This is a genomic window from Massilicoli timonensis (assembly GCF_900199515.1).
In the GTDB taxonomy this organism is placed as follows: Bacteria; Bacillota_I; Bacilli_A; order Erysipelotrichales; family Erysipelotrichaceae; genus Massilicoli; species Massilicoli timonensis.
This window is the reverse complement of sequence record NZ_LT963434.1, coordinates 1,501,918-1,523,896: the sequence shown is the minus strand read 5'-3', so window position 1 is coordinate 1,523,896 and position 21,979 is coordinate 1,501,918. Positions and strand designations below refer to the sequence as shown.

The following is a 21,979-nucleotide window of genomic DNA, read 5'->3' as shown; positions in this document are numbered from 1 at the left end:
CTTAAATCAAACAAATATAAGTTCTTGAAAAATAATTTCCTCCACCTGCGCTTTCAGCGTGTTCATCAGCCCCACCCAGCGCATAGGGTCATGGGCTTTCAGTTCCTCGGTGACGCCTGCCGCCTCCATCATGCGGGGCAGCATGGCGTCTATCCGCTCTCGCGCCGCCCGGTCAATCTCCAACAGGTGCGGGTACAGCTTTTCGCTCAAAGCCAAGCTGCTGTAAAGGCCGGGCCGGTGTTCCTTCAGGTAGCGTTGCCGCATACGGCCATACTTGCCGATGGGGGCCTCCGGCTGCTCGGAAAGTTTCAGGTCGGGGATGTAGTAATCCCCGCAGCGGGTGTAAGTCAATTTGTTCATGTTCGTCCTCCTTTGCACTGTGACGGTTAAACTGCGGCGCTGGCCGATATGGTGGCCTTGCGCGGCTCCTGCCTGGGTAACTGGCTGACGGGGATAAAAACGCCCTTTTCCATGTCCTCGGCCCGGATCGCGGCCTTTGCTGCCTCCACCTGGGCCTTGCGCCTGGCGTTGTAGCGTTCTTCCCATTCCTTCTGCTTGCCGTTTGCCTTGCGGCGCAAGTAGTTCTGGTGAAGCCTGTCCTTGCGTTCCTCCTTCTTCCGCAGTTCTTCCTGTTCCTCCGGGGTCAGGGGAACCGGCTGCAAGGCAGGAGGGATATAGCGGCCCACAAAGTTGAAGTAGATTTCAACCTCCTGTGTGGTGTCCTGGCTGCCTTTGCGGGCGCGTTCATGGACAAGGATTTTCTCCACAAACTCGTTGAGCATGGTATTTGTCAGCGTGTCAAAATTCTCGTACTTGTCAATCAGGGCAATAAACTTCTCCGCAGATTTCCGGCTCTGCTCATAGCCGGTAACGGCCTTTTCCAGTTCCGCGATTTCCGCATGGAGAGCGTCCTGCTCTTTGGCATACTGTGCGTCCAGGGCTTCATACCGGGCATCCGGCAGCTTGCCCAGGGCGTTGTCCTCATAGATTTTGCAAATCAGCTTTTCCAGTTCCCCGGCCCGCTTTTGGGCGGCGGCCAGCCGTTTCCGTTTCTTGGATATGTCGGCGGTCTGCTGGGCGGCCTGTGTTTCCTGGACAGTGCGGATAAACTCAGCCCTGTCATTCTTGGAATACTCCGCGATGGCCCGGAGCATATCGGTTATCAGGGTCAGGACGGCCTCGGCCCGGATGCGGTGCTGTGTGGGGCAAAGGGAGCCGATAGGGTATTTGCTATACTGACTGCAAGTAAACTGTGGGTCACGCTTGCCGTTATTGACGCGATGGACATACATCTTGTCGCCGCAGTCGGCGCAGTACATCAGGCCGGTCAGAGGATGGGCCTCGCCCCAGCCGTCCGGGTAGCGCCGGACATTCGCCCGGATGCGCTGCACATTGTCAAAGGTTTCCTGGTCGATGATGGCCTCATGGGTATTCTCGAAAATCGTCCACTCGCTTTCGTCAACATAATGGCTTTTCTTGTCCTTGAAGTGTTTGCGGGTCTTGAAATTGATGGTGTGGCCCAGGTATTCCCGCTTTTTCAGGATGTTCACAATGGTGGACGATCCCCAGCCGTAGGGGTCTTTGACCGGCTTTGACCTGTTTACGCCCTCGTGAAAGCGTGCCAGATGGACAGCGGGGATTTCAACCTTTGCCTCGGACAGCAGCTTGGAGATTTGATAGGGGCCATAGCCCTCCATCGTCAGGGAAAAGATGCGGCGTACCACTTCGGCGGCTTCTTCGTCCACAAGCCAGTGTTCCCGCTTTTCGTCCCACAGATAGCCGTAAATAACGGTGCCGGTCAGGTGCTTGCCGCTCATGCCTTTGGACTTGAACACGGAGCGGATTTTCCGGCTGGTGTCACGGGCGTAAAACTCGTTCATGATATTGCGGAACGGGGTAAAATCATCGTCGCCTTTCAGACTGTCCACACCGTCGTTGATGGCGATCAGCCGGACACCGCGCTGCCGCAAAATCTCCATGACCTGACCGACTTTCAGATAGTCACGCCCCAGACGGCTCATGTCTTTGATAACAATGGCCTCCACCCGTCCGGCCTCGACTTCCTCCATCATCGCCAGAAAGCCGGGACGGTCAAAGCGGGTTCCCGATACGCCGTCATCGGTGAAGTGTGTGGGGTTCGGCAGCCCATTCCGGCGGGCAAACTCCTCTAACATCTGCTTTTGATGGCTTATGGAGTTGCTCTCGCCCTGTAACTCATCGTCGCGGCTCAAACGCTCATACAGAGGGGTGATTTTCTCGTTTCTCATGGCTGTACCTCCTGAAATGAAAATGCTCTAAGTGACTGCTTCACTAACCATGACAAAAACCATGATTAAGAAGTCACTTAGAGCATACATCTCCGCTGGCCAGCTTATATTTTTTGTACTGCTTCACGGCAAAGCAATCCGGCTTGCGCTTTTCCAGGCCCTTGAACATATAGTCCACCGCGTTCATATAGGACTCGTCATCCTCTTTCACGTCCATGCCGGAAATCATGTCCACCAGGGTATTGATGTTCCGATCCTCGGCAGGAGCTTCAAAGATAATATAGGCAATCAACGCACAATAAAGGAGCGTTTCTGCCTTTGTCCAAAACGGATCGCCCTCCTTGCCCTCGCCCTTTGTATTTGCTATGAGAGTGTCCACAAATTTAAGGATGTCCGCTTCGTTGTGGATGTAGGACAGCGGATTGTAGTGCATGGATTTTGAAAAATCTATGCTGTTGAACACTTTGACCTTATATCCCCGGCGTTGCAGGAAAGCTCCCACCTGAGAGAGCACCCCGCCTTTCGGATCGACGCACACATAGCTGCATCCGCCGTTTTTATCCGCGCTGGCCTGCAAAATCTGCGGAGTGAGCCAGAAGCGGGTTTTGCCCGAACCGGACGAGCCGATGATGCAGGCGTTGAGATTGCGGGCGTTGGCCGGATTTTTGGGCCGGGTGTTCATGGTGAGAAACTCCGTCTTTGTCAAAATGACGTTGTTCTCAAACTTTGGATCGATAAAGGGCTTGATGTCCTTTTCTGTCCCCCAGCGGGCCGACCCGTATTCTTCATCCCGTCTGAATTTCTTTGCGTTCTTGCTTTTGAAGTAGATCAGCAGGCGGAAGCCTACCGCGCCCACAATGCCGATGAGCCAGTCAAGGGGATGGAGCCCCGGCGCAAAGTCGGCAAAGGCCGGGCCGATGCTCTGGCCCAGGCCCATCAGCTTGTGAGCAAAGTCCGCTCCGGGAGCCAGGCGGTAGGCCGTCCCCAGCTTTAGGCAGGCCCACAGGATAAACAGGTACGGGATGTTGGGTATTACATATTTCTTGACGCTATCTGTCCTCATGCACCGCCTCCCTTGCACGTTCTTTCTTGTGGGACGGCTGGCGGGCCAGTTCAGCGGCGGCCCGTTTGAGCTGTTCCCGGATCGGGACGCGCCGGGACTTGGAACGCTTCATCACGCGCCGGGAATATTCCGAAAAACAAGCGGTGATGGCATCGGCCTGCCCACTTTTGAAAAACAGCAGGTACTTGTCCGGCCCGGTTTTATAAAAGGCATAGTCCACATTCCATTTCCGAGCCACCCGGTCAAAGTCCTTTGGGGACTCCACCTCGATGCTGTTCGTGGCGGCCCCGTGGCCCATGAGCTGGCGCACCGTCTGTTTGCCGTGGGGTGTCTGGCGGGCCCGGTGCGCTTTCTTGATTTTCCGGCCCACCGCCAGACACGCCTGGGCCAGCACCCGGCCCGTGAGCTTTGTCGCCTTAATGGAAACTGCTATGGTACGTCTGGAAACGTCCTCATCAATCAGCCGTATCCCTCCTTTCCGTGAAAAAAGCGCCTCTGGACAAAGTGTCCAGAAGTGCCGCTATCGCTCCTCGTGCTCCTTTTTGGCAATCTTCCGATAGCCCTCCAGAGAGGAGCCGTCAATAATTTCTTTGTAGGCCGCCATCTGCTCCCGCACCGAGAGCTGCGGGAACGCGAAAACCTTATGCTCGGCGGGAATGTCCTCGATCCCGTGGTAGTGCTCGATGAATTTGCCGCCGTTGTTCAGCACATAGCCGCCGGGGGCAAAGTGGCCGTCCTCGTTGATCCGCACGTCCCGCCCGTATGCTTCATAATCGAAGTAAGGGAGCAGGTGATCGGGAATGTCAATGGCCTCCATATCCTCCACATAAATGCGGCCCAGGGTTTCATCGTCCTCCACACCGGGATAAAACTCGTAGCAATCCAAGTTTTGCGCCAGATTGATGAGGTCAGCCACGCTGGAAGTATGTTCGCCGCTGTCAATGACCGCTTCAAACTTCTCCAAGTCGCTTTGCTCCAGCTCGGAGAGTAGGCAGGCCAGATGATTGAGCTCGTCCAGGTTTTCATATTCCGTGAGATAGTCATAGAGCCCCAGCACATCACCGTCAAAGCTGGTGATGAAAAATTCCTCATACCGCACCCCGTCCACGCCGATGCGTTTCAGAAGTCCCTGCACCTCCTCCGTGGTAGTGGGGAATTTCAAGGTTTCACCGACCAGCTCGCCCTCGTTGTATTTTCCCAGGTTGGTGATGTAGGCTTCAAACAGGGACGCCATATCAGCGGCGGCCCTGGCCTTTGACGGTCAGGATGCCCTCAAGGGTGGTAGCGGTGATCCCCAGCCGCTGGGCCACGGCAATATCATTTTTCATGGACTCGGTGATGGTATGGCCGCACACCACCAGCACACGGGAACGCCGGAGCAGGTCACGGCCCATGTCGATGCCGTTCTTGTGCTCCTCCGGCACCGCGTCATTGAGGAACAGCGGCAGATAGAGCATGGGGCAGATGGGGGAATAGCCCGCATCGTAGACCACACGGCAGAAATGCGCCGCCTGTTCCATGTCCACCGCAGGATCGCCGCGCCATGCGGCGGTAATATAAGCAAGGGATCGTTTCATCTTCAACACCTCCGATATTTATAATAGGTAGTTCGACCCTATCCCCCCGCCCTTTCCCTATCCAGGGAAAGGGGGCGGCTCTGGAGGATATATACCCCCGCCGCGCCGCTGGAAGTAGCACAGCCGGGGCAGACCGTCAAGGGCAAGCCGCCGCGAGCGGCGGTGCGTTGCACCCTTGACGGCCCACTCCCGGCTGTGCAGGAATATAGGCGGCGACGGGGGATATATCACCACAGAGCCCATCCCAAGCGCGGGGCGCTTACCTCTGGACAAAGTGTCCAGAAGCGGGGCCGGGTTACTTCTCCAAGTCCTTTTTCTTGTCCGGCTTCGCCAGTTCGGGCGGCTGTTTCTCTTTCCACTCGTCCAGCAGAGCCATGATCTGCTCCTTCATTTTGGCAGGAGTGACCTCCTTGCCGAAATACTTAGACAGTTCAGCAGTCGAAATAATCACACCGCGATCCTCCTTTTTTTCTTCGCTCAAAATACCGTCAATCACATCGCCGTTGAGCTTGCCCTCCTTGTCCAGCTCGTGGAGCCGCTTCGCCTGGGCCACCGAGGGGGAGGACTGCTCCCCGTCAATGGAAACGGCAATCAGCCGCTGGTTTTCCGGCCTGATATACGAGATCTCCACCGCAGGCATAAAGCCCATCTGCTTTGCGTCCACCTTGTCCAGAAGCTCCGGCACCAAGGAGTTGAGCCGGATATACCGCATGACCTTTTTATAGTTCATGTCGTGATCCTTGCCAACGATCTCCACCGAGAGCTTACCAAGGGCCTCGGCCTCTTTCTCCGTTTTCGGGCGGGCCCCCTGGCGTTTGATGGCCTCCACCTCCAAATCCAGGAGCTTTGCCAGCTCGCTGGGGAGCGGATCGCCGCGCTGTTTGTTGCTGTTCCGCATTTCCCGGACAGCTTCAAGGTCAGTCATCTCCCGGACGATACAGGGCATTTCCTCCAGCCCGGCCCGCGCACCACCATGATGGCGGCGGTGGCCCGCGATAATCTCATAGCCCTTGCCGTCCTTTTCCGGGCGGACGGTGGCGGGGGTCATAATGCCGTGTTCCTTGATCGTCCCCACCAGATCGTCCATCGCCTTATCGTCCTGCACCTTGTAGGGGTGTTCCCGGAACGTGTGGAACGGATGGAGCTCCGACATCTTCAAATAGACGATTTTTCCCTCTTCCACCGGGCGGGGCGGCACCTCCGGCGTGGGCGGCAGTTTAATCTCCGGCGGCGGGACTGCCGCCTCCTTGACGGGAGCGGCCTTGCCCGGCTTTACCGTCTTAGCGGATTTAGACGCAGGCGCACCGCCGGAACCCGTTTCCTTGCCCTTGTCGGCTTTCTTACCTCTGGACACTTTGTCCCGAACAGAGGGCGGAGCCTCCTCACGGGCCGCCTTGTCAACCTTAGACGGGCGGCCTGTGCGGGGCTCCGCCGCTTTCGACTTTTTCTCCACAGTCGGCCCGGCCTGCTCCTTCGGCGGACGGCCCCGGCGCTTCGGCGGCTTATCCGCCTCCGGCGCTTTCTTTTCCAGAGTGGGAGTAGAAGCCTCCTTACCGCCCTTATCAGCGGCCTGGATGTCCGAGAGGTTGATCACCTTGCTGGACGGTGCGGGAGTGTCCTCACCCATACCAGGGATAACAGACTGCTCTGGCTTGATGGGCCCCTCCGTTTTTTCCGGCATGGCGGGCTCCACATGAGCGGGGGCCGTCTGATCTCCACCAGGGACAGCGGGCCCCTCGGTGTGCTTCGGCGCAGGCGGATCGCCCGGCCCGGACGGGGCCGGAGCTTCCGGGGCTTTCTTTTCCTCCGGGCTCACGTTTACTTTTTCATCTGCCATTGGCTAACCTCCTTTTTCGTGAGATGAAAAAAGGCCAGACCTCCCGGCCCGGCCAGCTAAAAAAATTCCCCCTTTCGTTTTAGTATAAAGTCAGCACCACTCCTTTCCAAAACCGGGCCATGAAAAAACGCCGCCTTTTCCTCGAAAAAAGCGACGTTTTAGTGTAGGTTGGCTCGGTTTTTGTTGTGATTTATGATTATGCCTTTGTAAAGAAACCTAAGCAAAAGATGTATTTTTTATTTACGATAGTGTTTACGGATATAAGCAATGGTTTCATCTAAGCCGTGTTCACTTAAATAAGTAAGCAGCTCTTCTAACAGCGCATGGGTATTTTCATGCATCAGACAGCGACTTTTCCCATTCAGATAGTAACGCAGCGCCGAATCATCCCGATAGGCTTCTTTCTGATAAGTCTGACAAGCCGCGACCCGATCACAAAACATTTCAATGACATAATTGACCGGCATTTCGATCGCTTTGATCGGATCTCCGTTATCCAGCCAATATTCCCAGTGATGCTTATTTCTGCCTTTATGGTGCAGCCAGCCAAGCGAATAGCCAATGACCTCTTTTTCCCGATTGATCGGACTGCGATCACCTTGGTAATACTTTACACCGGACAGAAACTCCACCGGCGTATATTTTGATAGATCGTGCAAGATTCCCTGCTTATACAGGCCACAGCGAAAACACAGTTTCGTCACCCGGATCTTATGCAGCGTAATTGTCTTCAAATGGCCGAAAAACCGCCCCATGCGTCCACCTGCTTTCTTATTATTTATTCTATCATGTGCGTTCTGATAATTCCAGTTGGAAATCACTGCTGCACTTTGATAAAAAATGCGAAAATAAACTTTGTCGCACGGTTCTTCCCTGTGTTATAATAGTTTCGTTTGATAGAAAGAAGGTGTTTGTATGTCCCCTGTCCCCGAGGCGCTTATTAAGAAAATAAAATATTGTTGCAGGAGGAGATACAAACGATCGCTCCTGTAAGAAAGGAGTCTGTCATGTTAAAATTTTATAAAACGATTGACGGCGTTACCCATGAACTGGCTGCTTTGGAAAAAGACTGCTGGATCAGCGCCGTTGCACCCACGGAAGAAGAAAAAAACTATTTGATGCAGGAAGTCGGCGTATTGCCGGAATTTGTCAAAGCATCGCTCGATGAAGAAGAAAGCTCGCATATCGATTTTGATGATGAAGCAAATCAAACGCTGATCATCGTCGATTATCCAAGCGCAGAGGAAAGCGAAGAAGCCATTACCGAAACAACCCTGCAGTATACCACACTGCCCCTTGGCATCATCATTATGAAAGGATATATCGTAACGATCTGTCTGTATGAAAATCTAACGATCGAGGACATGGAGAAGGGACGGATCAAAGGCATCAATACGGCTATGAAGACCCGCTTTTTGTTGTTTATCCTGCTTCGCATCTCACAGCGTTTTCTCATTTATCTGCGCCAGATCGATCGATTATCTTCCCGTACGGAACAAAAACTGCATCAGTCCATGCGCAATGAGGAATTGATCCAGATGCTGGGCTTAGAAAAATCACTCGTTTATTTTTCCACCTCATTAAAGACCGATGAGATCACACTGAATAAGATCATGCGAGGCAAGCTGATCAAGCTTTATGAAGATGACCAAGACTTGCTGGAGGACGTGTTGATCGAAGTGCATCAGGCAATCGAAATGTGTAATATTTATTCTAATATCTTATCCGGCACGATGGATGCGTTTGCCTCTGTCATTTCCAATAACTTAAATATCGTCATGAAAGTGCTGACGGTCATTACGATCGTCATGGCGATCCCGAATATTATTTTCAGTTTCTATGGCATGAATGTCGATGGACTGCCGGGCGCGCATTGGCTGTTCCCAAGTGCATTAGCTATCATCGCCTGTCTGATCGCTACTTATATTTTTAAGAAAAAAGATATGTTCCATTAGATTTTGGAAAAGATGTGTACAGAAACCGTACACTTTTTTTCTGCCTGCTTTTCACAAAAAAAACCGATGTTCTTTATAAACATCAGTTCCCTTGCCGATATTGAATCAGTTTTGTCATGACTTTCTCTGCTTCCTGCGGACATCCGCATTCTCCCAGCGATACACCTCGATGGATGCCCATAAAGCCGCTGCCGGATGACACCAGACACTTTTCTTCCTTTGCCAGTTTCATAAGCTGTGCACATTGCGCTTTGGTGTGCATACTGCTGAATACCTGAATACCATCTAAGCCCGCTGACAGACAGGAACGAATGAAAGACAAGTCTTCTTCATGCCAAAGCGGTTCCGCTAAGATCGCAACGCCGCCGCAGCGGTGCAGCACTTCAACAATGACCCGCAGATCCGGCAATGTTCTTTCCACATAGCACGGTTTTCCTTTATAGAAAAAATCCTTTTCAAAATAACGCAGCGGATCATGCCGATGATCTCCATATACATAAGGGTATAAAAGCGCTGATTCCCGATAAGCTTCCTGCTTCAGCACATAAGCGCCGATCATCTGCGGTGTGATCGTATGAAAGCGATTCTGCTTCAACAGTTCCTGTGTCGGGATCTTCATGCCGCTGATCTCTTCAAAAAGCGCGACCCGCTTTTTCGATACCGTCTGCTCCCGGCTTAAATAATCATTTTCGATCTTCTTAAAGGCTTCCTTGCGTTCATCAATATGATATCCATAGACACTGACTTCTTTCCCTTTATAGTTGCAGTCGATCTCAATGCCGCTGATATAACCGACATGATACAATTCACTCATTTGTCTGGCAATCACGTTGGCTTTGGCACAGTTATGATCGGTAATCGAGATATAGCGCATGCCCTGTTTCTTTGCCAGCTGAAAGATCTCCTCCACGCTTAAAGCGCCATATGCGCTGAAATCGGAATAAATCTGCAAGTCGATCTGTCCACGCTTTGGCATAACTTCCGCAGCATGTGTTTCTACTGCATTCACCTTTGCCTTTTTCCCGCTCAGCAGGACGACCACTCTTGTTTTGGTGATCAGATCGGGCAAGATCCGATGCTTGGGATCCAGCAGCATCATGAGGAAATTAAGACCGAGATAGATAAACGTCGGCAATGCGCCGACAAAGATCTGCAGCAACAAGATCGGCAGATCACGAAGCAGTTCCCGTACAAACAGCACTTTAGTGGAAACCTGCGCCCCATTCATGCCTACGACCTTAAAACGGCACATATATTTGCCCAGCGACTGTCCATATGTGACAGAAGCAAAATACGGCTGCACTAAGGCAAAGGTCAAAATCATCAGTCCTAAGATGACATAATTGCCGTATTTCAAAGCATCTACCGGCAAAAGATCGCCACATACAAGCAGAAACAGCACCATCCAAAGATACATCGGCGAAAGCAAGATCACCGTATCGGCCAATAAAGCGATCACTCGATAGATCATGTCGCTGTAATCGGCTTTGCGAATGTGTCGTTCTTTTTCATAGCTGCGTGAACGCTGCTTAAAAAATATCTTAAAGAGCTGGAAATGACTGTACCGTTTACCATTTACCGTTTCCATGCCTTCACCCTCTCTCACGCTTTTTCAATTTATCTTACGTTCCATTTTATTATACTATACTTTATCTGATTGTGTATGTTAAATTATGTGATACCGATTGTCGAAAGAAAGAAAAAAAGGTGATCGCTCACCTTTTAGAATAATCCTACGATATGACCATCTTCATCAATATCCATATTATTGGCCGCCGGATGCTTCGGAAGACCCGGCATCGTCATCACACTGCCGGTCAAAGCTACGATAAAGCCCGCGCCAAGCGATGGACGAAATTCTCGGACCGTGATCGCAAAATCTTTCGGTGCACCGTAAAGCGTCGCTTGATCGCTTAAAGAAGTCGGAACCTTTGCCATACAGATCGGCAGTTTATCCCAGCCGCGCTTTTGATACATCGCAATCTGTTCCTTTGCCTCCTCGCTGTAAACGACACTGCCTGCGCCATAACAAGTGGAAGCGATCTTAAAGATCTTATCTTCGATACTTTCTTCCACATCGTAAATCGGATGATAGTGGTTTTCTTCCTCACATAGCCGCAGCACTTCCTGCGCAAGCATTTCCGCTCCGGCGCCGCCTTTTGCCCAAACTTGTGACAACGCCATCGGATGCCCATGCTCTTTGCACCAGTTTTCTAACGCTGCCACTTCTGCCGGCGTATCCGTCGCAAATTCATTGATCGCTACTACATATGGCAAGCCAAATGCCTGAATGGTCTCAATGTGTTTTGCCAGATTGGCACATCCCGCTATCATCGCATCGACATTTTCTTCCTTCAGTTCTTCAAAGCTGACCCCGCCATGCTGCTTCAATGCCCGAATGGTCGCCACGATGACCACTGCGCTTGGATGCAGATCCGCTAAACGGCATTTGATATCTAAAAACTTTTCCGCGCCTAAATCAGCGCCGAAGCCCGCTTCCGTAATCACATAATCAGCCAGCTTCAGACAAGTCTTGGTCGCTAAAACAGAATTACAGCCATGCGCGATATTGGCAAACGGTCCGCCGTGAATCAGCACCGGCGTATGTTCCAGCGTCTGCACCAAATTCGGCTTGATCGCATCTTTCATGATCATCGCAAGGGCACCGGCAATTCCCAGATCTTTTGCATAGATCGGCTCTTTTTTCGTATTATAGGCGATCAGGATATTGCCCAGTCTTTCTTTTAGATCCATCAAAGAATGAGAAAGACATAAGATCGCCATTACTTCACTGGCAACCGTAATATTAAATCCGTCTTTGCGTTCCACGCCATTTGCCTTCGGTCCTAAACCGATCTCGATCTGGCGCAGACTGCGATCGTTCATATCCAGCACACGTTTCCAAACGACCGCATTCACATCAATATCTAACGCATTTCCCTGATGGATATGATTGTCTAAGCAAGCGCTGATCAGATTATTGCAAGTCGTGATCGCATGCATATCCCCGGTAAAATGTAAGTTGATATCCTCCATCGGCACGACCTGCGCATAGCCGCCGCCTGCCGCACCGCCTTTTAAGCCGAAAACCGGTCCTAGGGACGGTTCACGCAAAGCAACCATTGCTTTTTTTCCCAGTCTTCTGAATCCATCTGCCAAACCGACCGTTGTCGTTGATTTCCCTTCTCCGGCCTTGGTCGGATTGATCGCCGTTACTAAGATCAGTTTCCCATCCGGTTCTTCTGCTCTTTTTTTCAGGACATCTAATGAAACCTTTGCCTTATACTTTCCATACACTTCCAGATCTTCTTCGGATATGCCTGCTTTTTTCGCAATTTCCGTGATCGGTTCCATCACGCATTCCTGCGCGATTTCCAAATCTGTCTTAAACATAGCCAGCCTCCTTTTCCTCCTGCTTATCACATGTTTTCATACAAGTCTATTGTAAACTACTTTTTTTCTTCTTACAATTACAAATCATGATCTTTCTTCGCTTTGTGGAACAAACCGGCACTTTTTTTAGCAGATGCTGCGATTTTCTAAAAAATTGTTGCCTTTATGGAATAAAAGCAATGGAAACTCTTTTTTTGAACAGCGACTGACAGTTTGAAAGGAGCGTATCGCCGATACCCTCCTGTTCTCATTTTTTACTGATTTTTAGTGATTTCCTGCAACCCCTTGGAAGCGGCAGTTAGCGAATAGAGATAGCCTTTTTTCTGAATCAGATCCTCATAAGCGCCGCTTTCTATGATCGTTCCCTCTTTCATGCAGAGCACTTGATCAAACAGCATCAATTTATCTAATTTATGTGTGATATAAATTAGGATCTTATCTTTCCCCAGTTCCTTTACCAGCTTCATAAACTCATATTCAGCGGTGGTATCCAAAGCACTGGATGGCTCATCTAAGATCAGAACCGTACAGTCTTTGGCGATCGCCCTGCCAAGCGCCAGTTTTTGCAATTCCCCGCCCGAAAACATTGTCGCCTCTTCCTGAAACTCGGTCGTCATTTCCGTGTAGATCGTATGCGGCAAGCCCATGACTTTATCGTACAGATTGACTTTTTTCAGGATTTCCTCCACCTTTCGCACATCATCATTGTTTTGAAGCGGGCGCATCAAAATATTTTCCGCGATCGTAAGCGCATAAACCTGATAATCCTGAAAAATATAACTGACCTGATCTAAATATATTGCTTCATCAAGCATTCTCCCATTGACGATCCTTTTTCCTTTTGCCTCGTCAAACACCATCCCGATCACTTTTGCCAAAGTCGTTTTTCCCGATCCATTCATCCCTACGATCGCATAACTGTTTTGATGAAACCGGTAATTGATCGCATGCAGCGCCGGCGTTTCACATAATGGATAAGTAAAGCTGACATCTTGCAATTCGATTTCACGGATCGCTTCTCGATACTTTTGTTTTTTCGCAACAGGCGCAAGAAAATCTTTGATTTCACCTATGTAAAGACCGTTCTCATAAAAAACCGGTATATATTGAAAGAGCAGCTTTAAGTTGTCGCTCAATTCGCTTGTCCCATTATAAAGCACCAAAAAATCGCTTTTCGCAATCACTTCCCGCAATACGAGATAGGCGATATACAGAATCGTGCTCAGCTGAAAGAACAAACTGATCAAAATTTTCATCATATGATAGCAGACTGCTTTGCGATGATATTGATCTTGAATTGCGCTTTTTTCCTCATACCAGTGATGCAGCTGTTCTTTTAACGCCTGTAAGAGCGGGAACACTTTTAATTCAAGATGGTACTGCTTCAAGTAGAAGATGCGGTTCACATAATCTAAACGGCGGTTCGGTTTGATCAGGGCATGATTTTTCTGATAGGTGTTTCTTGAAATAAGCAGATCGATCAGTAAAGAAACAGCCAGATAAATCAATACGAAACAGATGATCATCAGATCGCTTGAGGCAAGCAGCGCACTCAGCCCCGTAATGGCAACAACTGCGGCAATCAAATCGGCAAAACTGTTCAATAACTGTAAAATACTGTCTTTCCCGTTTTGGATCACAAAAAAGAAATGATTGTATTGATGGGGATCTTCCAGATCCTGTGCCCGTTTTTTCGACATTGCCTCATACAATTTGATTTCGATCGCTTTGCTGACCTTTAGTTCTTCCTGAGGAATGCGATAGGTCATGAGATAATCACACAAGGATTCCAGCAGGAAGCTGATCAATAACAGGACAAGCAAGATCATGGCTAATCGCTTTAAGTTCGCTTCTTGAAAGATCAACTGTAAAATCATTCTTAATACGAAAAGGGAATAAACGGTATAGAAGCCTTGTAGTATCGCATAGATGATACGAAAGCATACAATTTTTTTAGAAGTGTCAAGGATGAAGCGCATCGCGAACCGGAGATTTTTTACAACTGTTATTCCTTTCATGCTACACCACATCTTTCTTTCTCAAGATCAGTGTAGTTACACCAAAAAGTATTATGCAGTAGACCCCTAATATGACGATCCCTTCTGCATATGTGTAATAGGATGTCCCCGCTAAGTTCAAGATCGGATTCGCATAGGAATATGGATTCCACATCCCTATCTCACTGACATTCGTTATCCCCGCATTGATATAACAAATTCCCCCTATCCCTAAATTCACGATCATCCCTAAATAGGGATTGTTTATCATGGTCGTGATCATCTGATTCAATAATACCTGAAAGATGATGAACAATACTGTCATCATACTCACATATCCCATGAATACATGAAAATCCATCAGCTCCATCGCTATGTGCGGCGCATTGTATTCCAATGTCGGAAAGCCTGAATAAAGCGTTAATCCCATCGTCTGTAAGAACGGTGTGTATTCTCCCGTTAGATTATTCGGTAATGATGTGAAGCTTGTGATCCCTTTTGGATATGCCAGGATCGGTATGTTTTGAAACTCAAATCCATTTAAGCAGATCACAAATAAATTACATAATAAACTGGGAAGAAGCAATACGATGAGCATGGTCGCTGTATTCGTGATGATCTTCTCCATGAGATAGCGTATTCGTTTATTTGGCTGCGTCAGCCGATTCTTGATCGTTCCCTGTCTCTTTTCTTTCGCAAACTGATCATAGTAGAGCAGTACGGTGATCAATAAGACAAGGATCGGAAACAGATGATAGATGAATTGATAGAGCGCGGTATTCCCGTTCAGATAACTTGGAGTGTATAGTTCATCGATCCCTCTCTCTAACATCTCATAGGAATATTGGGTTTGGGAGATGTACTGAGGAGCCCAGAATTTATCGAATACCCCTAAGCCAAGGTGAACATCATGATAAGGCAAGTTCCAATCTTTCTTTATCTTTTCTACGATCTCGATATTCTTAAAGAAGTCCTCATCAGTTTCCAAATACATCTCCTGATCCTGTGCAACCATAGAATCTGTCAATAGGACATTGGCTTTGATATTTTCTCGATAAAAGGTCGTATAATCTTCATCTTCTATTGCTTTAGCGGCTTTGGAAGTTGCTTCACATAAATAATCAAACGCCTCATCCATTCTTCTGATGTCGTGTTCATCAAAGCCTAAAAACTTCGTAGCATAGTCATAATCCAACTTCCTATACCAGAAATTTCTATAAAAATTCGTATATAAGTTTACATACTTTTGGTAATACTCCTTCTTTTCCTCTCTTGCACGTTCCTCCAAATGAAAGACCATCAATAGTTCACAGATCAAAACACAGATCATGGCGATCTTCGTTGTTTTACTGCGTAATGAGGATAAGATCCCTAGCTTAATTCTCTTCAACATCTTCGATCGCCTCCTTTCTGTCTTTATATCACATCTTTCTTCTTTAAGATCAGTGTAGTCACACCAAAAAGTATCATGCAATAGATTCCTAATATGACGATCCCTTCCGCATATGTGTAATAGGATGTCCCCGCTAAGTTCAAGATCGGATTCGCATAGGAATATGGATTCCACATCCCTATCTCACTAACATTCGTTATCCCCGCATTGATATAACATATTCCCCCTACCCCTAAATTCACGATCATCCCTAAATAGGGATTATTTATCATGGTCGTGATCATCTGATTCAATAATACCTGAAAGATGATGAACAATACTGTCATCATACTCACATATCCCATGAATACATGAAAATCCATCAGCTCCATCGCTATGTGCGGCGCATTGTATTCCAATGTCGGAAACCCTGAATAAAGCGTTAATCCCATCGTCTGTAAGAACGGTGTGTATTCTCCCGTTAGATTATTCGGTAATGATGTGAAGCTTGTGATCCCTTTTGGATATGCCAGGATCGGTATGTTTTGAAACTCAAATCCATTTAAGCAGATCACAAATAAATTACATAATAAACTGGGAAGAAGCAATACGATGAGCATGGTCGCTGTATTCGTGATGATCTTCTCCATGAGATAGCGTATTCGTTTATTTGGCTGCGTCAGCCGATTCTTGATCGTTCCCTGTCTCTTTTCTTTCGCAAACTGATCATAGTAGAGCAGTACGGTGATCAATAAGACAAGGATCGGAAACAGATGATAGATGAATTGATAGAGCGCGGTATTCCCGTTCAGATAACTTGGAGTGTATAGTTCATCGATCCCTCTTTCCAACATCTCATAAGAATATTGGGTTTGGGAGATGTATTGTGGCGCCCAGAATTTATCGAGTACTAACAGTCCTAGGTGGACATCATGATAAGGCAAGTTCCAATCCTTTTTTATCTTTTCTACGATCTCGATATTCTTAAAGAAGTCCTCATCGGTTTCCAAATACATCTCCTGATCCTGTGCAACCATAGAATCTGTCAATAGGACATTGGCTTTGATATTTTCTCGATAAAAGGTCGTATAGTCTTCATCTTCTATTGCTTTAGCTGCTTTGGAAGTTGCTTCACATAAATAATCAAACGCCTCATCCATTACCTTAATATCATCCTCATTGAAACCCAGATATTCTACAGCGTGTTTATAATAGGAATCTTTATACCAAAAGTCCCTGTAGTAATTCGTATATAAGTTCACATACTTTTGATAATACTCCTTCTTTTCCTCTCTTGCACGTTCCTCTAAATGAAAGACCATCAGCAGTTCACAGATCAAGACACAGATCATGGCGATCTTCGTTGTTTTACTGCGTAATGAGGATAAGATCCCTAGCTTAATTCTCTTCAACATCTTCGATCGCCTCCTTTCTGTCTTTATATCACATCTTTCTTCTTTAAGATCAGTGTAGTCACACCAAAAAGTATCATGCAATAGATTCCTAATATGACGATCCCTTCCGCATATGTGTAATAGGATGTCCCCGCTAAGTTCAAGATCGGATTCGCATAGGAATATGGATTCCACATCCCTATCTCACTAACATTCGTTATCCCCGCATTGATATAACATATTCCCCCTACCCCTAAATTCACGATCATCCCTAAATAGGGATTATTTATCATGGTCGTGATCATCTGATTCAATAATACCTGAAAGATGATGAACAATACTGTCATCATACTCACATATCCCATGAATACATGAAAATCCATCAGCTCCATCGCTATGTGCGGCGCATTGTATTCCAATGTCGGAAACCCTGAATAAAGCGTTAATCCCATCGTCTGTAAGAACGGTGTGTATTCTCCCGTTAGATTATTCGGTAATGATGTGAAGCTTGTGATCCCTTTTGGATATGCCAGGATCGGGATGTTTTGAAACTCAAATCCATTTAAGCAGATCACAAATAAATTACATAATAAACTGGGAAGAAGCAATACGATGATCATGGTCGCCGTATTCGTGATGATCTTCTCCATGAGATAGCGTATTCGTTTCTTTGGCTGTATCAATCGATTCTTGATCGTCCCCTGTCTCTTTTCTTTCGCAAACTGATCATAGTAGAGCAGTACGGTGATCAATAAGACAAGGATCGGAAACAGATGATAGATGAATTGATAGAGCGCGGTATTCCCGTTCAGATAACTTGGAGTGTATAGTTCATCGATCCCTCTCTCTAACATCTCATAGGAATATTGGGTTTGGGAGATGTACTGAGGAGCCCAGAATTTATCGAATACCCCTAAGCCAAGGTGAACATCATGATAAGGCAAGTTCCAATCTTTCTTTATCTTTTCTACGATCTCGATATTCTTAAAGAAGTCCTCATCAGTTTCCAAATACATCTCCTGATCCTGTGCAACCATAGAATCTGTCAATAGGACATTGGCTTTGATATTTTCTCGATAAAAGGTCGTATAATCTTCATCTTCTATTGCTTTAGCGGCTTTGGAAGTTGCTTCACATAAATAATCAAACGCCTCATCCATTCTTCTGATGTCGTGTTCATCAAAGCCTAAAAACTTCGTAGCATAGTCATAATCCAACTTCCTATACCAGAAATTTCTATAAAAATTCGTATATAAGTTTACATACTTTTGGTAATACTCCTTCTTTTCCTCTCTTGCACGTTCCTCCAAATGAAAGACCATCAATAGTTCACAGATCAAAACACAGATCATGGCGATCTTCGTTGTTTTACTGCGTAATGAGGATAAGATCCCTAGCTTAATTCTCTTCAACATCTTCGATCGCCTCCTTTCTGTCTTTATATCACATCTTTCTTCTTTAAGATCAGTGTAGTCACACCAAAAAGTATCATGCAGTAGATTCCTAATATAACGATCCCTTCTGCATATGTGTAATAGGATGTCCCCGCTAAGTTCAAGATCGGATTCGCATAGGAATATGGATTCCACATCCCTATCTCACTGACATTCGTTATCCCCGCATTGATATAACAAATTCCCCCTATCCCTAAATTCACGATCATCCCTAAATAGGGATTATTTATCATGGTCGTGATCATCTGATTCAATAATACCTGAAAGATGATGAACAATACTGTCATCATACTCACATATCCCATGAATACATGAAAATCCATCAGCTCCATCGCTATGTGCGGCGCATTGTATTCCAATGTCGGAAACCCTGAATAAAGCGTTAATCCCATCGTCTGTAAGAACGGTGTGTATTCTCCCGTTAGATTATTCGGTAATGATGTGAAGCTTGTGATCCCTTTTGGATATGCCAGGATCGGTATGTTTTGAAACTCAAATCCATTTAAGCAGATCACAAATAAATTACATAATAAACTGGGAAGAAGCAATACGATGAGCATGGTCGCTGTATTCGTGATGATCTTCTCCATGAGATAGCGTATTCGTTTATTTGGCTGCGTCAGCCGATTCTTGATCGTTCCCTGTCTCTTTTCTTTCGCAAACTGATCATAGTAGAGCAGTACGGTGATCAATAAGACAAGGATCGGAAACAGATGATAGATGAATTGATAGAGCGCGGTATTCCCGTTCAGATAACTTGGAGTGTATAGTTCATCGATCCCTCTCTCTAACATCTCATAGGAATATTGGGTTTGGGAGATGTACTGAGGAGCCCAGAATTTATCGAATACCCCTAAGCCAAGGTGAACATCATGATAAGGCAAGTTCCAATCTTTCTTTATCTTTTCTACGATCTCGATATTCTTAAAGAAGTCCTCATCAGTTTCCAAATACATCTCCTGATCCTGTGCAACCATAGAATCTGTCAATAGGACATTGGCTTTGATATTTTCTCGATAAAAGGTCGTATAATCTTCATCTTCTATTGCTTTAGCGGCTTTGGAAGTTGCTTCACATAAATAATCAAACGCCTCATCCATTCTTCTGATGTCGTGTTCATCAAATCCTAAAAAACGTATCGCATTTCTATAATACAGGTCCTTATACCAAAAATCTCTGTAAAATTTAGTATATAAACTCACATACTTTTGATAATACTCCTTCTTTTCTTCTCTTACACGTTCCTCCAAATGAAAGACCATCAGCAGTTCACAGATCAAAACACAGATCATGGCGATCTTCGTTGTTTTACTGCGTAATGATGATAAGATCCCTAATTTGATCCTTTTCAACACTACGCATCCCCTCCTGATAAATCCGCAGTTTCAATTACTCTTTCTGACGCCCAGATGCTTAATATAATCATAAACAGCGAACAAACACTGAACAGCAGGATCGAAAAGTATTTGACATTAACGGTATAAGCAACATCAACAGAGAAAAGCGGAATATAGTATAAAACATTGGGGAAGCGAAGTTCTAATTCACTCATGCAATATAAAATAATGAAATAGGAACCGATCGCCATCATTGCCGATGTACCGTTTCTTAAAGAAACAGATACCAAAGTAATGACAGAAATCGTAAACAAAATCAATACCAGCAAGATCAACATACATTTCAGCACATAATCAAATGCGATCCATATACTGAAATCTTCCATCACTTGCGGATATTCCAAAGTTCCTGTTCCACCGATCCATGCGGCCGCAACTGACGGCAGGAGAATGGCAACACTAATCGCAAACAGCGCAAACAACAATACCGCTTCGACCTTTGATCGAATAATTTTCTTTCTGGCAACCGGCATCGTATATAACGGTTTATAACTATCACAGTCAAAATCCTTGGTAATGACATCGATCGAAGCAAATGCGATTAAAATCAGAAAGACAAATACATTCGGTGATTGAAAGAAATTCACTAAATAGTTCATCGTATTTACTTCATACGGCGTATCATACTGCTCGATCTTATGTCCCAACAAATACTCTCGCAATATGATTTCTTTTTTCAATTCCTTCTGTGTCTTGGCAAGTTCCAAATATGCCTTATTGTATTCTTTATCCCACGCATCTAATATGTGCCGATAACGATCTTTTTCAAGGGTAGTTCGTTCTTCTTTCGTAAAAATATCTTTATCGCTTAGAGGATTAAATTTTCCGCGCAGATAACTGGCATATCTGCCCTCGAAATCCCAATACTCATTTGCTTCTGCCACTTCCGGCGTTTCTTCTACATATTTCAGTTGTTCTTTTTCTTGTTTGGCAATCGCACTCGCCGCATACAGTTCCTTTAACTGCACTTCATCATATTCGACTCTTTTTTCATTCAACTGGTACAGGATAAAAAACGAAAACACGATCATACAGAAGACGACCCCTATATTTTTCGGACTCTTAAACAGTCGTTTCAATTCTAACTTTAACATGATCATGCCTCATATAGTTCACTATACATGGTTTCAATATCAATGACTTTTTTCGTGATGTCCTCATATTCGATCTGTTCTTTTTGAAATAAATGCAAAATATCCTGTATTTTGTGATTTTCTTTTACCAGTATGACATATCCGTTTTCCTGATAAGTGTAAGAGTAGACAGATGCTGCCTGTTCCATCAACTTTTCCACTTGCTCTGTTTTTTTCATTGTAATGTGATAGCAGCTGTCATTTTTCATCTGCTTTGGATTTTCTACGATCTTTCCTTTGTTGATGCAAATATAGCGGTCGGATATTTTCTCTAATTCTCCTAACTGATGAGAGGATACCAGTATGGATACATGCTTTTCTTTTGCCAGTGTTTTTAACTGATTTCTAAGGTCAAATACACCTGCCGGATCCAGCCCGTTGGTCGGTTCATCCAAGATCAACAATTTCGGGTCGGATAACAAGGCGATCCCTAACGCCAATCGCTGTTTCATTCCCAGTGAATATTTTGCGGTTCGTCTGTAAAGACCATCGCCTAAATTCATGAATTGAATGATCTCTTCTATTTTAGACTGCGGTATTTTTTTATAAGAGGCAAAATATTCGATGTTTTCTTTTCCGGTCAAATTTGGAAACAATCCCGGAGTTTCGATCAACGAGGACTGTTTTGCCAATGCTTTTTCTCTTTCTTTTACGATGTCATAGCCGCATATCTTTATCGTACCTGCGCTTGGAAAGATCAGATTGCACATACATTTCATTGTCGTACTTTTACCGGCTCCGTTTGGTCCGATAAATCCGACGATCTCATCTTCATAAATATCAAATGATACGTCATGCAGTACCTCAGTCTTACCGAATTTTTTGCATAATCCCTTAATTTCTACGATCTTTTCCATATTTGATCCCTCCTCTTAATCTATATCTCTTTATCAATTCGTTATGATTGTTTTTCTTTTATTATGACATAGGGGGAGCAAAACCCTGTACTCCCCCCTATTGCCCATGATTACTGAACATCTGAAACTTTGCCGTATCTAGAAGCAGCTTGTTGATTAGCTTCATAAAAATTCGATCTCTCAGAAGCCGGTCCAAAGCAAGTCGCCTTACAGTAACAAGTTGCCTTCGGCGCAATTTCCGTTGTCATCAAAGTCGCTTTGTTTACTTTCTTCAACATCTCAT

19 protein-coding genes are annotated in these 21,979 nt (G+C 46.1%); 1 reads left to right on the top strand and 18 read right to left on the bottom strand.

Going from position 1 to position 21,979, the window contains the following annotated elements; genetic code table 11:
* Positions 1 to 6 precede the first annotated feature (6 nt).
* From C1712_RS09530 to C1712_RS09495, 8 genes are all read right to left on the bottom strand, one after another.
* The gene (locus C1712_RS09530; RefSeq protein WP_102268761.1) at positions 7 to 360 is read right to left on the bottom strand and encodes a TnpV protein; all 354 of its coding nucleotides are present in this window, start codon (positions 358 to 360) and stop codon (positions 7 to 9) included.
* 26 nt (positions 361 to 386) lie between these two features.
* The gene (locus tag C1712_RS09525; protein ID WP_102268759.1) at positions 387 to 2,267 is read right to left on the bottom strand and encodes a recombinase family protein; all 1,881 of its coding nucleotides are present in this window, start codon (positions 2,265 to 2,267) and stop codon (positions 387 to 389) included.
* Between the two features lie 73 nt (positions 2,268 to 2,340).
* Positions 2,341 to 3,330, bottom strand: coding sequence for a type IV secretory system conjugative DNA transfer family protein (locus C1712_RS09520; RefSeq protein WP_219718855.1), 990 nt, complete (start codon positions 3,328 to 3,330; stop codon positions 2,341 to 2,343).
* Positions 3,317 to 3,724 (bottom strand): PcfB family protein, encoded by a 408-nt coding sequence (locus C1712_RS09515; RefSeq protein ID WP_245858119.1) that lies wholly within the window; start codon positions 3,722 to 3,724, stop codon positions 3,317 to 3,319. Before C1712_RS09515 ends, C1712_RS09520 begins: the two co-directional genes overlap by 14 nt.
* 126 nt (positions 3,725 to 3,850) lie before the next feature.
* Positions 3,851 to 4,564 carry an antirestriction protein ArdA gene (locus C1712_RS09510; protein WP_087295699.1) on the bottom strand — a complete coding sequence of 238 codons (714 nt, stop codon included), beginning with the start codon at positions 4,562 to 4,564 and terminating at the stop codon, positions 3,851 to 3,853.
* 1 nt (position 4,565) lies between these two features.
* Positions 4,566 to 4,907, bottom strand: a complete 342-nt coding sequence (locus tag C1712_RS09505) for a DUF7768 domain-containing protein (protein WP_087234751.1) — start codon at positions 4,905 to 4,907, stop codon at positions 4,566 to 4,568.
* A gap of 295 nt (positions 4,908 to 5,202) precedes the next feature.
* Entirely contained in the window at positions 5,203 to 6,744 is a 1,542-nt protein-coding gene (locus C1712_RS09500) for a ParB/RepB/Spo0J family partition protein (protein WP_102268755.1), read from the bottom strand.
* A 236-nt stretch (positions 6,745 to 6,980) separates the two neighbouring features.
* Positions 6,981 to 7,499 (bottom strand): DUF5662 family protein, encoded by a 519-nt coding sequence (locus C1712_RS09495; protein ID WP_102268753.1) that lies wholly within the window; start codon positions 7,497 to 7,499, stop codon positions 6,981 to 6,983.
* 252 nt (positions 7,500 to 7,751) lie between these two features.
* Here C1712_RS09495 and C1712_RS09490 point away from each other — a divergent pair, with 252 nt between their 5' ends.
* Positions 7,752 to 8,699, top strand: a complete 948-nt coding sequence (locus C1712_RS09490; RefSeq protein ID WP_102268751.1) for a magnesium transporter CorA family protein — start codon at positions 7,752 to 7,754, stop codon at positions 8,697 to 8,699.
* Between the two features lie 82 nt (positions 8,700 to 8,781).
* On the opposite strand, the gene C1712_RS09485 is transcribed toward C1712_RS09490, so the two are convergent.
* The 10 genes from C1712_RS09485 to C1712_RS12740 form a co-directional block, all read right to left on the bottom strand.
* On the bottom strand, positions 8,782 to 10,287 hold the full coding sequence (locus C1712_RS09485; RefSeq protein WP_102268749.1) for an RDD family protein: 1,506 nt from the start codon (positions 10,285 to 10,287) through the stop codon (positions 8,782 to 8,784).
* Positions 10,288 to 10,421: 134 nt separating this feature from the next.
* Positions 10,422 to 12,092, bottom strand: a complete 1,671-nt coding sequence (locus C1712_RS09480) for a formate--tetrahydrofolate ligase (RefSeq protein WP_102268747.1) — start codon at positions 12,090 to 12,092, stop codon at positions 10,422 to 10,424.
* A gap of 254 nt (positions 12,093 to 12,346) precedes the next feature.
* Positions 12,347 to 14,110, bottom strand: coding sequence for an ATP-binding cassette domain-containing protein (locus C1712_RS09475; RefSeq protein ID WP_180963117.1), 1,764 nt, complete (start codon positions 14,108 to 14,110; stop codon positions 12,347 to 12,349).
* Position 14,111: 1 nt separating this feature from the next.
* The gene (locus C1712_RS09470) at positions 14,112 to 15,482 is read right to left on the bottom strand and encodes an ABC transporter permease subunit (protein ID WP_102268743.1); all 1,371 of its coding nucleotides are present in this window, start codon (positions 15,480 to 15,482) and stop codon (positions 14,112 to 14,114) included.
* 23 nt (positions 15,483 to 15,505) lie between these two features.
* Positions 15,506 to 16,876 carry an ABC transporter permease subunit gene (locus C1712_RS09465; RefSeq protein ID WP_102268741.1) on the bottom strand — a complete coding sequence of 457 codons (1,371 nt, stop codon included), beginning with the start codon at positions 16,874 to 16,876 and terminating at the stop codon, positions 15,506 to 15,508.
* A 23-nt stretch (positions 16,877 to 16,899) separates the two neighbouring features.
* A complete protein-coding gene (locus C1712_RS09460; protein WP_102268739.1) occupies positions 16,900 to 18,270 on the bottom strand; it encodes an ABC transporter permease subunit in 1,371 nt (456 codons plus the stop codon).
* A gap of 23 nt (positions 18,271 to 18,293) precedes the next feature.
* On the bottom strand, positions 18,294 to 19,661 hold the full coding sequence (locus tag C1712_RS09455; protein WP_146003329.1) for an ABC transporter permease subunit: 1,368 nt from the start codon (positions 19,659 to 19,661) through the stop codon (positions 18,294 to 18,296).
* A gap of 2 nt (positions 19,662 to 19,663) precedes the next feature.
* A complete protein-coding gene (locus tag C1712_RS09450; RefSeq protein WP_180963116.1) occupies positions 19,664 to 20,800 on the bottom strand; it encodes an ABC transporter permease subunit in 1,137 nt (378 codons plus the stop codon).
* 2 nt (positions 20,801 to 20,802) lie between these two features.
* A complete protein-coding gene (locus C1712_RS09445; RefSeq protein WP_102268734.1) occupies positions 20,803 to 21,696 on the bottom strand; it encodes an ABC transporter ATP-binding protein in 894 nt (297 codons plus the stop codon).
* 110 nt (positions 21,697 to 21,806) lie between these two features.
* The gene (locus tag C1712_RS12740) at positions 21,807 to 21,974 is read right to left on the bottom strand and encodes a hypothetical protein (RefSeq protein WP_180963115.1); all 168 of its coding nucleotides are present in this window, start codon (positions 21,972 to 21,974) and stop codon (positions 21,807 to 21,809) included.
* Positions 21,975 to 21,979 lie beyond the last annotated feature (5 nt).